The sequence below is a fragment of the Micromonospora parathelypteridis genome (assembly GCF_014201145.1).
In the GTDB taxonomy this organism is placed as follows: Bacteria; Actinomycetota; Actinomycetes; order Mycobacteriales; family Micromonosporaceae; genus Micromonospora; species Micromonospora parathelypteridis.
On record NZ_JACHDP010000001.1, the window covers coordinates 715860 to 729892 of the forward strand.

12 protein-coding genes are annotated in these 14033 nt (G+C 70.5%); 10 read left to right on the forward strand and 2 right to left on the reverse strand.

Features of this window, described 5'->3' with window-relative positions; genetic code table 11:
- Positions 1-44: 44 nt before the first annotated feature.
- Positions 45-1031, reverse strand: coding sequence for a COG1361 family protein (locus HNR20_RS02985; protein ID WP_184176266.1), 987 nt, complete (start codon positions 1029-1031; stop codon positions 45-47).
- 230 nt (positions 1032-1261) lie between these two features.
- On the opposite strand from HNR20_RS02985, the gene HNR20_RS02990 reads away from it, so the two are divergent.
- Positions 1262-3079 (forward strand): bifunctional metallophosphatase/5'-nucleotidase, encoded by a 1818-nt coding sequence (locus HNR20_RS02990; protein ID WP_184176268.1) that lies wholly within the window; start codon positions 1262-1264, stop codon positions 3077-3079.
- 69 nt (positions 3080-3148) lie between these two features.
- Here the strand turns inward: HNR20_RS02990 and HNR20_RS02995 are convergent, their stop codons facing one another.
- Positions 3149-4504: a glycoside hydrolase family 6 protein gene (locus HNR20_RS02995; RefSeq protein ID WP_221309677.1), complete on the reverse strand. Its 1356-nt coding sequence runs from the start codon at positions 4502-4504 to the stop codon at positions 3149-3151.
- Between the two features lie 372 nt (positions 4505-4876).
- Here HNR20_RS02995 and HNR20_RS03000 point away from each other — a divergent pair, with 372 nt between their 5' ends.
- The 9 genes from HNR20_RS03000 to HNR20_RS03040 all read left to right on the forward strand — a co-directional run bounded on the left by HNR20_RS03000 (position 4877) and on the right by HNR20_RS03040 (position 13968).
- The gene (locus tag HNR20_RS03000; RefSeq protein WP_184176270.1) at positions 4877-5389 is read left to right on the forward strand and encodes a flavin reductase family protein; all 513 of its coding nucleotides are present in this window, start codon (positions 4877-4879) and stop codon (positions 5387-5389) included.
- Complete coding sequence (locus HNR20_RS03005) at positions 5390-6454, forward strand: ABC transporter substrate-binding protein (protein WP_184176272.1); 1065 nt, start codon at positions 5390-5392, stop codon at positions 6452-6454.
- A complete protein-coding gene (locus tag HNR20_RS03010) occupies positions 6451-7287 on the forward strand; it encodes an ABC transporter permease (RefSeq protein WP_184176274.1) in 837 nt (278 codons plus the stop codon). Before HNR20_RS03005 ends, HNR20_RS03010 begins: the two co-directional genes overlap by 4 nt.
- A complete protein-coding gene (locus HNR20_RS03015; protein WP_184176276.1) occupies positions 7263-8000 on the forward strand; it encodes an ABC transporter ATP-binding protein in 738 nt (245 codons plus the stop codon). The genes HNR20_RS03010 and HNR20_RS03015 overlap by 25 nt, the downstream gene beginning before the upstream one ends.
- A gap of 1 nt (position 8001) precedes the next feature.
- Positions 8002-9333, forward strand: a complete 1332-nt coding sequence (locus HNR20_RS03020; RefSeq protein WP_184176278.1) for an LLM class flavin-dependent oxidoreductase — start codon at positions 8002-8004, stop codon at positions 9331-9333.
- A 20-nt stretch (positions 9334-9353) separates the two neighbouring features.
- Positions 9354-10418 carry an aldo/keto reductase gene (locus tag HNR20_RS03025; RefSeq protein ID WP_184176280.1) on the forward strand — a complete coding sequence of 355 codons (1065 nt, stop codon included), beginning with the start codon at positions 9354-9356 and terminating at the stop codon, positions 10416-10418.
- The gene (locus tag HNR20_RS03030) at positions 10415-10966 is read left to right on the forward strand and encodes an NAD(P)H-dependent oxidoreductase (RefSeq protein ID WP_184176282.1); all 552 of its coding nucleotides are present in this window, start codon (positions 10415-10417) and stop codon (positions 10964-10966) included. The genes HNR20_RS03025 and HNR20_RS03030 overlap by 4 nt, the downstream gene beginning before the upstream one ends.
- Before the next feature lie 70 nt (positions 10967-11036).
- A complete protein-coding gene (locus tag HNR20_RS03035) occupies positions 11037-12158 on the forward strand; it encodes an LLM class flavin-dependent oxidoreductase (protein WP_184176284.1) in 1122 nt (373 codons plus the stop codon).
- 400 nt (positions 12159-12558) lie between these two features.
- Positions 12559-13968: an FAD-binding oxidoreductase gene (locus HNR20_RS03040; protein WP_184176286.1), complete on the forward strand. Its 1410-nt coding sequence runs from the start codon at positions 12559-12561 to the stop codon at positions 13966-13968.
- Positions 13969-14033 lie beyond the last annotated feature (65 nt).

Consider the following 14033-nt stretch of genomic DNA (forward strand, 5'->3'; position numbering starts at 1 on the left):
GGGCAATCGGGAAAAAGGGGACAAAACACCGAGGAGTAACGAGATTAGGCGTGCTGACGTGAATCGTGAGAGCCACTCGTCGGATCGCGCTCGACGGGTCGGCCGGACCAATCAGGACGGACGGACGTCGTCGGCGTCACCGCAGCGGGCCGGACCCGGCGGCGGCGGCGCATCCAGCCGAGCAGGAGCAGGAGCGCGAGGCCACCCACCGTCGGGCCGATGAGGTGCAACGGGAGGATGACAACCGTCGCCTGGGCGCTCCCCGATCGACCGTCCGGGTTCGACACCGCGACGTTCACCCGACAGACGCAGAGCAGGGGTGGATCGTCCCACCGGGCGCTGACCTGCCGGCTGCCGTCCCGCAGCAGGGTGAAGTCGGGAAACGTCACGTCCTCCCCCGCCACCCGGGCCCGCAACCGGTCAGCCGCGACGAAGTCGCGGTGCAGGGTGCCGACGTTGCGTACCGTCGCGGTGAGCGCCAGCGGACCACGCAGGGCGAACCTGGGCGCGGCGACCTCGGCGACCTGCACCGCCTCGACCGCGCCCCCCGGCACCGTGACATAGACCGGTGCCCCGACGCTGCGGCGCACGCTCAACCCACGAGCGCCGGCCGGCGGTGGCGTCGAGAAGATCACCGCGACCTGATGTTCGCCGGGCTCCGCGCTCGCCGGCACCGCGATCCGGAGGTCCACCAGTTTGGCCGCGCCGGGGGCGAGCCGAAAGCGCTCCGGGCCCACCGTGACCCAGTCGATCGCGGTGTGTGCCGCGTCCGAGCGGAACGTCAACTCTCCGCTGGAGTCCACCGCGAAGCTCGCCGTTCGCGTCGAGACGTCGATCGCCGACTGACCCCGGTTGGTCACGGTGAACTGCCGCGGCTGCCCGATCTCGTCGGCCGGTACGACCATCCGGCTGGGGCTGACGGTCAGCGAGAAGTCCGACTGCTCCGGCGGAGCCGCGTTCGCTGGCACGATCGGCGTCAATGCCAGCAGCACCGCCAGCACGGCACCCGAAATGTGAGGCAAGGTCGACACCTGTCCAGGGTGGATTTGGGGTGAAAAATTGGCTCTTATCCTAACTGGCCCCCGTCGCAGCGCGACCAGGAATGCCTCGGCTCGCACGTCGTACGGGCTCAGGCCCCTTCCCGAGAGCGCATCGTCAGTGCGTGGTCAGGTCGAGCACCACGGCAGTTCACACGATGTTGATCAAATGGGCAGAGGCTGTCCGGGCGAACCAACCCGTACCACCTTTGGGAGCCCGACACATGCGTGACAGCGCTCGATTGCTCCGGCGCGGCAGATCCGCTCTGGTCGCCGCGGTGGCCACCGGCTTGCTGCTGGCCGGTGGAGCGGCCCCGCCGGCCGCCCTGGCCTCGCCGGCCCGGCCGGGTACGCCGGTCCCGGTGCAACTGTTGTCCATCACGGACCTGCACGGCTACTTCGGCGACTACACCACGACCGTGCCCGGTGCCCGGGCCGGCGAGCCGGCTCGTCAGGTCGGCGGCGGCGCCTACCTGACCACACACCTCAAGCAGCGCCAGGCCGGCCAGCGCAACTCGATCCTCTTCTCCGCCGGGGACGACTTCAGCGGTTGGCCGAACGAGACCGGTTGGTTCTGGAACGAGCCGACCATCGAGTACCTGAACTCGGTCGGGCTGGACTTCTCCACGGTCGGCAACCACGAGATGGATCGGGGCTACGACTTCCTCCGGCACATGGACGACGGCACCTGCCGGTGGCGGCCCGACAACGACATCTGCTTCACCGACTCGACCGGCCGGCGATTCCACGGCGCGGACTACGACTACTACTCCGGCAGCCTGGTGGACGACCGCAGCGGCAAGCCGAAGATGCCGCCGTACCACGTGGAGTACGTCAGCGACGGGCACGGCGGCCGGCTGCCGGTCGGCTTCGTGCACGCCACCACCAAGCTGATGTCCGAGGAGCAGATGTCCTATACCCCGGAGGGGTTCGACTTCCTCGACGAGGCGGACACGGTCAACAAGTACGCCGCGGTGCTGCGCCGGCAGGGCGTGAAGGCCATCGTGGCGGTCATCCACGAGGGCTACTCCCAGGAGGCCGGTGCCGGGTACGACGAGTGTGTCAACCCGTTCGGCCCGATGTACGACGCCAACGCCCGGATCAGCGCGGACGTCGACGCGATCATCACCGGACACTGGCACGCCCTGGTGAACTGCATGCTCCCCGACCCGGCCGGCAACCCGCGCCCGGTGGTGGAGGCGGCCAACCACGGCCGGTTGTTCAACGAGATCAACCTCCAGCTCGACCCGCGTACCGGCGAGGTGCTGCGGGACCGGACGACCTCGGTCAACCACGCCAACACCCAGGACGTGACCCCGGACCCCGAGACCCTGCGGATCGCCGACTACTGGCGCGCCGAGCTGGCGAAGCGGTCGAACCTGCCGGCCGGGCGGGTGACCGCCGACCTGACCCGGGCCCCGGGCGACAGCGCCGAGTCGACCATGTACAACGTCGCCGCCGACGCGTTCCTCTGGGCCGCGAAGAAGGACGGCAAGGCGGACCTGGCGGTCGCGATGCCCGGCATCCTGCGCCGGGACGTCAAGTACGCCGCCGACCCGGCCAACCCGGCCGACGCCCCGGGTCAGGTGCTCTTCTCCGAGATCGCGCTGGGCACCGTCTACGACAGCGGCATCGGGGTGGGGCTGGTCCGGGGTGACGTGACCGGCGCCCAGCTCGACAAACTGCTGGAGAGTCAGTGGCAGCAGGCCGCGGACGGCACTGTGACGTACCGGCAGATGGCGGTGTCGGGCAACGTCCAGTACCGCTACGACCTGTCCAGGCCGGTCGGCGACCGGGTCGACCCCGCCAGCGTGCGGATCGGTGGGAAGCCGCTGAAGCCCAAGTCGACGTACCGGATCGCGACCCTGGCGAACAACTTCTTCGCCAAGAACGCCACGCCGGGCTTCACCGCGCTCTTCGATGCGCGCAAGCAGGACCGCAGCCTGTACAACGGCGGTGACGCCCTGTGGCGCTACCTGGAGAAGGCGTCCCCGGTCCGCCCGCCCGCGCTGAACCGGGCGACCCCGGTGCGGTCGAGCTAGTCGAGCCGGCAAGACCGGACGGGTGCGGGCGGCCAGGCGCCGCCCGCACCCGGACCTGTTCAGCGACGCTCAGACCGGTGGCCAGGCATTGGCCAGCAACTGACGGAAATGCGCCGGGAACCACTCTCCGAACGGCGGCGCGTCCGGCATCGCCCCGGTGTCGTACGAGGAACCGCGGGGCGGCACGTAGTTCGGGTCGCACAGCGGCTCGTACGGCCCGCCCGTGTTCGGGCTGCCACTCGCGCCGTCGGACTCGCCGGGAGGCTTGACCCACACGTAGGCGTCGATGCCCGGTTCCGGTTCGGCGGTTGGCCGCTGGCCGAGGCCGGAGCCCACCTGGTTGCACCAGTTCCCGACCTTCGCCCGCCGGTCGATCCGGCTGCCGTCGACGTAACGGTTCACATCGCCCGTGGTCGCCGGACCGGTGGGTCGGGCCGGGCCGCCCCAGCCGTTGCGAGAGGTGTCGACGATTACGCCCACCTCCGGGGAGAAGCCGGCGCCCGTCAGCAGTTCGCGCAGGTGTCGCGCGTAGGGCACCTCGTCGATGAACGGGTTCCAGTCGACCCACCTGGACTGGTACACCGGCTGGCCGTTGACGACGTCGTCGGCGCGGAAGTACTCCTCGTGCAGGACCGAGTAGTTGGCGGTGTTGGCGACGAAGCCATGGACGTTCGCCACCGTGCTGCCGGCGGTGGTCGCGGCCTGGTACAGCAACGCCGTCAGCGGACCGGAGTCCTCCGGCCAACCGACTTCGGCGTGGTGACTGATGTCCAGGTACGCGTAGACGTTGGGTACGGTGCCGAGCCGGGCCAGGGCGTACCCGATCCCATCCAGGTAGGTGCCGCGCGCCTGCACCTCGTCGCAGGCCGGGGTGGCGGTGTAGCGGGAGCCGGTGTTGACGACGAGGTTGGGCAGCGAGTTCGGCTCGACGAGGGCGACGATCCGCAGGTCGGCGTAGTGGGGATCAGCGAGGATCTCGACGATCGGTTCGATGAACTCCGTCTGGTACCGGGCGATGTCCTCGATCGTCAGCTCACCCGGCGGCGCCCGTCGACCGCAGTCGCGGGCCGGCAGATCGTAGAGCGTCAACTGGATGAGGTCGGCACGCTGTGCCACTGCGGCGTCCAGGTGCTCGCGTAGGCCCATCACCCCATCCGTTCCCTCGATCCTCGCGATCCGGTCCAGCCAGACGGCGGTCGGTTGGCCGGCGACGGCGTCGCCGCCCGGCTCGGCGGCGGCGCGATCGGCCCACTCGGGATTGACGTAGACCTGGGCTCCGACGTACGGGTTGTCCACCCTGTGCGGCGGATCGGCGGCCTTGGCCGGCCCGGCGCTGGCGAGCACCCCCACGACGAGGACGGACACGGCGGTGGCGAGGACCGGGCGGACCCGGGCGGATACGCGTCCTCGACCTGGCATGGTCATGGTGGTGGCTCCCTCAGCTCCCGACCCGGCGATATATCGATGGCCTTCTATTCTAGCCTTGGGCGCGTCCCAGCGCATGAAATCCTAGTTGACACATAGGAATTGTGGGTTAGCGTCGTACCCATGACCAGCCAGCACACCCTGCTTCGGGGCACCGCCATCGCGGTGTCGCGGGGTTGCTGCCGTGGCTGGACCGCCGCCTGCGGCTGCTGCCGCTGAGCGAGCGTTCCCCGCTTCTCCCACCTGCGGCGCCGCCGGCTCGACGACGACCGGCAGCCGCCTCCTCGAACCGATCATCGGATCCGCGCCGCCGCACGCCCACGCGTACCCGTGGCGGCGCGTGACCGTCGTTGTCGACCCAGGAGGACCGTCATGACTGTCATCGCCGAACCCGTGACCCCGGTCGACCCGGACACCTTCCGTGCCCTCCTGCGCCGGCAGGCCGCCACGGTCGCGGTGGTCACCGCCGCCGGTGAACCGCCCGTCGGGTTCACCGTCACCTCGCTCACGTCGGTGTCGCTGCACCCGCCCCTGGTGTCGTTCTGCCTGGCCCGATCGTCATCGAGTTGGCCGACGATCGCCGGCGCGGAGCACGTCGCGGTGCACCTGCTCGGTGAGGACCAGGAGGACGTCGCGCGGAACTTCGCGACCAGCGGCATCGACCGGTTCGCCGCACACCCGCGCTGGCGCTACGGGCGGCACCGGGTGCCGCTCCTGGACGAGCCGGTCGCCTGGCTCCTGTGTCGCGTGACCCAGCGGGTGCCCGCCGGTGACCACGCGATCGTGCTCGCCGAGCCGCTGATCGGTAGTCACAGCGACGGCGCACCTCTGCTCTACCACATGGGGCGCTACGCCGCCCTGCAACCAGCCACGAAGGAGTCGTAAGTGCCGTCACCATCCCTCCTGGATCGCCGGGCCTTCCTGTCCGCCACCCTCGGCGCGGTCACGCTGGGTCTGACCGCCTGCGCCGGGGACGAGACACCCGCCGCGGCCCTGGCCGCCACCGCACCACTGCCGCAGGCCGTGCCGAAGGGCACCAAGCTCGTCATCGGCGACAAGGAGCACCAGAAGGCGATCGAGTTCTCCGGAGAGGCGGAGAAGCTGACCTTCGAAGTGGAGTGGGCCAACATCAGCGGCGGCCCACAGACCCTGGAGGCGTTCCGCGCGAAGGCGCTGGACGTCGGGTCGGTGGCGGACATCCCGCCGATCCACTCGCACTGGACGAACATCCCCACGAAGATCGTCGCCTCGAAGTACCGCCAAGACCCACTCAACCACGCCATCTACCGGCTCGGCATCGCACCCGGCGTCACGGTCGCCACCCTCGCCGACATCCGTGGGAAGAAGATCGCGTACAGCCCGGGGCAGGCGCAGGGAGCGCTGGTGCTGCGGGTACTGCACAAGGCCGGCCTTACCAAGAAGGACGTCAAGCTGGTCGAGCTGCCGAGCACCGGCGACGTCTACGCGACGGCGCTCGCGAGCCGCCAGGTCGAGGTGGCGCCGATCGGCGGCGTGCAGATCAAACGCTACGAGACCAAGTACGGCCGGGACGGCGCGACCGCGATCGCCCACGGACTGCGGGACGACCCCGGTCACCTGTACGCGCCCGTCACCGTGCTCGGCGATCCGGCCAAGGCCGCGGCGATCCGCGAGTACGTGCAGGCGTGGGCGCGGGCCTGGCGGTGGCGCGAGGCCAATCCCGACGAATGGATCGAGCGGTACTACGTCAAGGACCAGGGCCTGACCGTCGACGACGGTAGGTGGCTGGTCGAGAACGGCGGCGTGGCCGACATCCCGGCCAGCTGGACCGAAGCCATCGGCCGGCACCAGGAGACGATCGACCTGCTGGCCAAGGAGACGGGCAACAAGCCCCTCAAGGCCGAGGACCTGTACGACCGGCGGTACGAATCCGTAGGTGCCGAGGCACTGGCTGCGGGAGGCACCCCGTGACCGCCACGACGCTGACCCGGCCCAGATCGGCCGCCACCGCCCCGGCCGGCCGCCCGCGGCGCCGACTGAAGCCGGGTCGCCCCATCCCGTTCGGGGCGGCGATTGGTCCGCTCCTGCTCCTGGCCGTATGGGCGGCCGGTTCGGCAGCCGGCTGGCTCGACCCGCGTACCCTGTCGGCGCCCTGGACCGTGGTGACGACGGCGGGTGACCTCATCGCCGACGGCCGGCTTCAGGACAACCTGGCCATCTCGGCCCAACGGGCCGGCCTGGGCCTCGCCATCGGCACCGTCATCGGCACGGTGCTGGCCCTGCTCGCGGGCCTGAGTCGGTGGGGTGAGGCCATCCTCGACGGCCCGATCCAGATCAAGCGGGCCATCCCGGCCCTCGCCCTGATTCCGCTGCTCGTCCTCTGGTTCGGCATCGGCGAGCAGATGAAGGTCATCACCATCACGCTGGGCGTGTTCGTCCCCGTCTACATCCACACCCACAACGGGCTGCGCACCATCGACAGCCGGTACGTCGAACTGGGCGAGTCCCTGCGGCTGCGGCGGACCGCCTTCATCCGCCGGATCGTGCTGCCCGGCGCGCTGCCCGGCTTCCTGCTCGGTATGCGGTTCGCGGTCGTCGGGGCGTGGCTGTCCCTGGTCGTCGTCGAGCAGATCAACTCGACAAGCGGCATCGGCTACATGATGGAACTGGCCCGCGAGTACGGCCAGACCGACGTGATCATCGTTGGACTCGTGCTGTACGGACTGCTCGGGCTGCTGTCCGACGGCGCCGTCCGGCTCGCACAGAGGAGGGCGCTGTCGTGGCGACGCACGTTGGCGGACTGACCGCCACCCGTACCGTCCGGGTCCAGGGGTTGGTGCGCGGCTTCGGCGATCGGGCCGTCCTGGACGGCTTCGACCTGGAGATCGGCGCGGGCGAGTTCGTGGCGCTGCTGGGCCGCAGCGGCTCGGGCAAGAGCACCCTTCTGCGCGCGCTGGCCGGGCTGGACGGCGACGTCAAAGGCTCGGGCCTGGTCGACGTGCCGGAGAACTCGTCGGTCGTCTTCCAGGACGCCCGGCTGCTGCCCTGGCAGCGCGTGCTGGACAACGTCGTCCTCGGCCTGCGCGGGCCGGACGCCCACCAGCGGGGCCTCGCGGCGCTCGCCGAGGTCGGCCTGGCGGGGCGGGAGCGCGCCTGGCCGAATGAGCTGTCCGGTGGCGAGCAGCAACGGGTGGCGCTGGCCCGGGCGCTGGTGTCCGAGCCGGAACTGCTGCTCGCCGACGAGCCGTTCGGTGCGCTGGACGCGCTGACCCGCCTCCGCATGCACGGCCTGCTACGTGAACTGTGCGCCCGGCACCGGCCGACGGTCCTCATCGTCACCCACGACGTCGACGAGGCGATCACGCTGGCCGACCGGGTACTGCTCCTCGACGCGGGTCGAATCGCGGTCGACCTCGCCATCGACCTGCCGGCGCCGCGCTCGCACCGGCAGCCGCAATTCCTCGCGTACCGCGAAACCCTGCTGCGCGCGCTCGGCGTCGACCAGACGGAGGGATGACATGCTGCACCTCAACGCGTTCCTGATGGGCGTGGGCCACCACGAGGCGGCCTGGCGGCTGCCGGAGAGCGACCCGTTCGCGCAGACCGACGTCGAGCACTTCACGCGCCTGGCCCGCATCGCCGAGCGGGGCAAACTCGACTCGCTCTTCCTGGCCGACAGTCCGGTGCTCTGGAACAGCATCGGCCGACGGCCGTCGGGCACGCTCGAACCCACCGTGCTGCTCACCGCCCTGGCCGGCGCGACCAACCACATCGGGCTCATCGCGACCGCCTCGACGACGTACAACGAGCCGTTCAACCTGGCCCGCCGGTTCGCGTCGCTGGACCACATCAGTGGCGGCCGGGCCGGTTGGAACATCGTCACCACGGCCGGCGTGGATGCGGCCCGGAACTTCAACCTGGACGAGCTGCCCGCCCACCGGGACCGGTACGAGCGAGCCGCCGAGTTCCTCGAGGTCTCGCTGAAGCTCTGGGACAGCTGGGACGACGACGCGCCGCTCGGCGACAAGGACGCCGGGCGGTGGGGCGACGACGGCCTGCTCTACCCGCCCGGCCACGTCGGACGGTACTTCCGGGTGGCCGGCCCGCTCAACGTCCCCCGCTCGCCGCAGGGCTACCCGCTGCTGGTGCAGGCCGGGTCGTCGGAGGACGGCAAGGAGCTGGCCGCCCGGTACGCCGAGGCCGTCTTCACCGCGCAGCAGACGCTCGCCGAGGCGCAGGAGTTCTATCGCGACCTCAAGCGGCGTGCCGCGCAGTTCGGCCGCGACCCGGGCACCGTCAAGATCCTGCCGGGCATCGTGCCGGCGGTCGGCGCCACCGAGGCGGAGGCCCGCAAGCTGGAGGAAGAGCTGGATCGGTTGATCAAACCCGAGTACGCCCGGGCTCAGCTCGCCACCACGCTGCGGGTCGCCCCGGAAGACCTCGACCTGGACAAGGAACTGCCCGCCGACCTGCCCAGCGAGGATGAGATCGAGGGCGCCAAGAGCAGGTACACGCTGATCGTCACCCTGGCCCGGCGGGAACGCCTGACCGTACGCCAGCTCATCGGCCGGCTCGGCGGCGGACGCGGACACCGGACCTTCGCCGGCACGCCGGAGCAGGTCGCCGACGCCATCGAGGAGTGGTACCGCAGCGGCGCCGCCGACGGCTTCAACATCATGCCGCCAGTCCTGCCGTCCGGGCTGGAGACGTTCGTCGACCACGTCGTCCCGATCCTCCAGCGCCGGGGTCTGTTCCGCACCGAGTACACCGGGGCCACGCTGCGCGACCACTACGGGCTGCCCCGCCCGGCCAACCAGTCCGCACGGCGGCTCGCCGCCGCACACCACTGACCACCTGGAGAGGACGAACGATGGTCGACCAACGACCCTTCGGGCACACCGGCGTACGAATCAGCTCGCTGACGCTGGGTGCGATGAACTTCGGCCAACGGGGCAACCCCGACCACGAGGACGGGATCCGGATCATCCACCGGGCGCTCGACGGAGGCATCAACGCCATCGACACCGCCGACGTCTACTCCCACGGCGAGTCCGAGGAGATCGTCGGCAAGGCCCTCGCCGGCGGGCGTCGGGACGAGGTCTTCCTCGCCACCAAGTTCCACGGCCAGGTCGGCGACAACCCGCAGCACCGGGGCAACTCCCGCCGCTGGATCGTCCGGGCGGTGGAGAACAGCCTGCGCCGGCTGGGCACCGACTGGATCGACCTGTACCAGGCGCACCGGCCGGACCCGGACACCGACTTCGACGAGACCCTGGGCGCGCTCACCGACCTGGTGCGCCAGGGCAAGATCCGCTACATCGGCACCTCCACGTTCGAGCCGTCGGCCATCGTGGAGGGCCAGTGGCTGGCGCAGCGACGCGGCCGGGAGCGGGTGGTCAGCGAGCAGCCGCCGTACTCGATCCTGGCCCGCGAGATCGAACGCGAGGTGCTGCCCGTGGCGCAGCGCTACGGGCTGGCGGTGATCCCGTGGAGCCCACTGGCCGGCGGTTGGCTCTCCGGGCGTTACCACTCCGGGCTCGACGCCCCGATCTCCCGCCGGGCCGACCGGCTCCCGGCCCGGTTCGACCCGACGCAACCGGCCAACGCCGCCAAGCTCGCTGCCGTCGACAAGCTGGCCGCCCTCGCCGACGAGGCCGGGCTGTCGCTGATCCACCTGGCCATCGCGTTCGTTCTGGAGCACCCGGCCGTCACGTCGGCGATCATCGGGCCGCGCACGCTGGCCCACCTGGAGTCACAGCTCGGCGCCGCCAAGGTGACGCTGTCCCGGGACCTGCTGGACCGCATCGACGCCATCGTTCCGCCCGGCACCACGCTCAACCCCGCCGACGCCGGATACCAGCCGCCGTCACTGGCCGACCCGGCGCGCCGACGTGGGGGTGCGCCGACGCCACACCTCGCCGGGGTGGCTCGGTGACCGGCGGACGGCCGTCGGGCGCGGACGTCGTCGTGCTGGTCGGGAACCCGCGCGCCGGGTCGCGTACCCGCGCGGTCGCCGAGGCCGTGGCCAGGGCGTTGCTCGCCCGAACTGGCGACTCGGCCGACAGCGTCGAGGTGTTGGAGCTGGCCGACATCGTCGGGGTGTCCTTCGGGCCGGAACCGGCGTACGGGGCCACGGCCGGTCCTGATCCGTTCGAGACGGTGCGGTCGGCGCGGCTGCTCGTCGTGGCGACTCCGGCCTACAAGGGCAGCTACACCGGCCTCCTGAAGGTCTTCCTCGACCAGCTCGAGCATCGGCAGTTGGCCGACGTGACCGCCGTACCGGTCGCCGTGGCCGCGTCGCCGACGCACGCGGATGCGGCGGCGGCGGCCCTGCGCGACCTCCTGGTCGAACTGGGCGCGCAGGTCCCGGCCCCGCCGCTCGCCGTACGGGAGTCGCAGTTGGCGCAGGCGGACGAGGTCGCCGCGAACTGGGCCGACCAGCATGCCCACGCGTTCACGCTCCACCCGATCGCGCGGACGTGACGGCCCGCCAGCGCGACCCGCGGGTGCCGCCACCCCACCGGCTCCCCCGACCGAGCAGAAAGAGCCGCTGATGAGTTCCGAGTATCTCTGGTACATCCCCAACCAGGTCGAACCTGGCCACCGCGGCGACGACGTCGTCCAGCACCACAACAGCCTCGACACCCTCACCGCCCACGCCCAGGCCCTGGAGCAGCACGGGTGGTCCGGCGCGCTCATCGGCACCGGCTGGGGACGCCCCGACACCTTCACGGTCGCCACCGCGCTGGCCGCCCGCACGACGACATTCCAACCGCTGATCGCTATCCGGCCCGGCTACTGGCGTCCGGCCAACTTCGCCTCCGCCGCCGCGACGTTGGACCACCTCACCCGGGGGCGGGTGCTCATCAACATCGTGTCGGGCAAGGACAACCTGGCGGCGTACGGCGACACCGACGGCGACCAGTCCGCCCGCTACGCCCGGACCAGGGAATTCCTCCAGATCGTTCGCAGGTTGTGGACCGACGACACCGTCACCTACCGTGGCGAGCACTTCAGCGTCACCGACTCCACCCTGGCGGCCCGACCGGTCGTCCGCGGCGAGCGAAGGCACCCGCCGCTGTACTTCGGCGGCGCGTCAGCCGCCGCCGAGGAGGTGGCCGCCACCGAGGCCGACGTCCAACTCTTCTGGGGCGAGCCACTCGACGACGTGGCCGAGCGGATCGAGAGGCTGAAGCAGCTCAGCGAGAAGTTGGGGCGCGAGCACGCTCCGTTGGAGTTCGGGTTACGGGTCACCACCCTGGTCAGGGACACCACCGACCAGGCGTGGGCCGACGCCGAGGCGAAGGTCTCCCAGTTGGCGCAGCGCACCGGCGGCATCCAACGCAACCCGCACTGGCAGGCTGCCGTCGGCCAGCGGCGGCTGCTCGACCTCATCGCACGCGGAGACGTGCTCGACGACAACCTCTACACCGCACCCGGCAGGTTCGGCGGCGGCGGGGCCGGCACCACCTGGTTGGTCGGTTCGGCCGAGGACGTGGCGAGCTCATTGCGCAAGTACGAGAGCATCGGCATCACCCACTTCGTGCTCTCCGACACGCCCTACCTGCCAGAGATCAAACGCCAGGGCGAGCAGCTTCTGCCGCTGCTGCGCCGTGGAGTCGTCGCGTCACGGCCGAACAGCACGGCGGACCGAGGCAATCCCGGAAGCGACTGATCGACTATTTTCTCTTTCGATGTGGCGCAGCCTTTTCCGCTGCCCTTACAACGCCAAGCAGAACCACGGCACCCGTTCGATAGATAATCCGCTGCCACGATGCCGCTGATGCCAGAAATTTGCCCACCTTCGCTGGGGCGAATGTGATCGGACATCGAAATCCGTCTGTCAACGGCGATGGTCGTGCCGCCGTCGTCGTCACCACCTGACAAGGCGATCGATAGGTGACGGACTCGTCGCCGACAGTGGGGCGGACCTGGGCCGCCCCACTGTCTCGCCATGTGGTCGACATGATCATCGGCGGCGTGAACCAGCTCTCAAGTGAGCCGAATTTCCGAACTAATCGGCGCACCATTGCCTCCGGATACGGTCACACGTCCCTGCGGAAGGCAAAGCTCAAATGCACCCCATCCACAAACCAACCGACAACGGCGCTCCGATCACGGAGGATGCCGCAGCACGTCTCGCCGCCCAGACGGTCGGACCAGTACTACTCCCCGGTAACGAGCGGTACGACGTCGAATGCGCGTCATACAACCTCGCCGTTCCGCAGCAGCCGGCGCTCGTGGTCGGCGCCGCCAACGCCGCCGACGTGCAAGCCGCTGTCCGCTTCGCCGCCGAGCAGGGCCTGCCGGTCGCGGTGCTCGCCACCGGTCACTCCGCGCTTCCCTCGGCCGGAGCGCTCCTGATCACCACCCGGCGGATGGACGCGGTCACCATCGACGCCGAGGCACGCACGGCCAGGATCGAGGCCGGCGTACGGTGGCAGCAGGTCGTCGAGGCGGCGGCCAAGCACGGGCTGGCACCACTCAACGGAGCGGCTCCGACCGTCGGCGCGGTCAGCTACACGCTCGGCGGTGGGTTGAGCCCGATCGGCCGCACCTTCGGCCTCGCCTCCGACCACGTCCACCTGATCGAACTCGTCACCGCAGACGGCGAGCTGCGCACGGTGACCGCGACCAACGAGCCCGAGCTGTTCTGGGCGCTGCGGGGCGGCAAGGGCAACTTCGGCGTGGTCACCGCGCTGGAATTCGCCCTGTTCCCGGTCAGCCACATCTACGGCGGTGGCCTCTTCTTCCCGGGTGAGCAGGCGGCCGAGGTGCTGAAGGCGTGGGGACGGTGGACCGCCGGCGTACCGGACGAGGTGACCTCGTCGATCGCGTTGCTGCAGTTGCCGCCGGCCCCCGAGGTGCCCGAGCCGCTGCGCGGCCGGCTGGTGGCGCACGTACGGATCGCCTACCTCGGCGCGGCGGAGGAGGGCGAGCGGCTGATCGCTCCGCTGCGCGCGATCGCCCCGACACTGATCGACTCGGTGACCGAAATGCCGTACAGCGCGGTCGGCTCGATCCACGCCGACCCGCCGACCCCGATCCCGTTCGTGGACCGCTCGGCGCTGCTACGGGAGTTCACCCCGGAACTGGTCGACACGATCATCGCTCAGGCCGGCCCGGGCGCGGGCAGCCCGCTGACCGTGCTGGAGATCCGGCACCTCGGTGGGGCTCTCGACCGCCGCCCGGAGCCGACGAACGCGGTCGACCTGCGAGACGCCGATTTCACCTTCTACGCCGTCGCGATCGGCGGGCCGGACCAGGCCGAGGCGTTCCGGGGTTACCTGACCGGCCTGTTCCAGGCCATCCAGCCGTGGAGCACCGGCAGGCGGTTCGTCAACTTCCTGGGCGCCAGCGATGCCAGTGCCGAAGGGGTAGCGGCGGCCTACTCGCCGGAGACGTACGAGCGGCTGGTCTCGGTCAAGCGCAGCTACGACCCGACCAACGTCTTCCGCGTCAACCACAACATCATCCCGGCCTGAACGAGTAGATCCCGGGCCGGGCCGGGCAGCGGCGACGTCGGGAAACAGGACCCCCTCGACGCGCC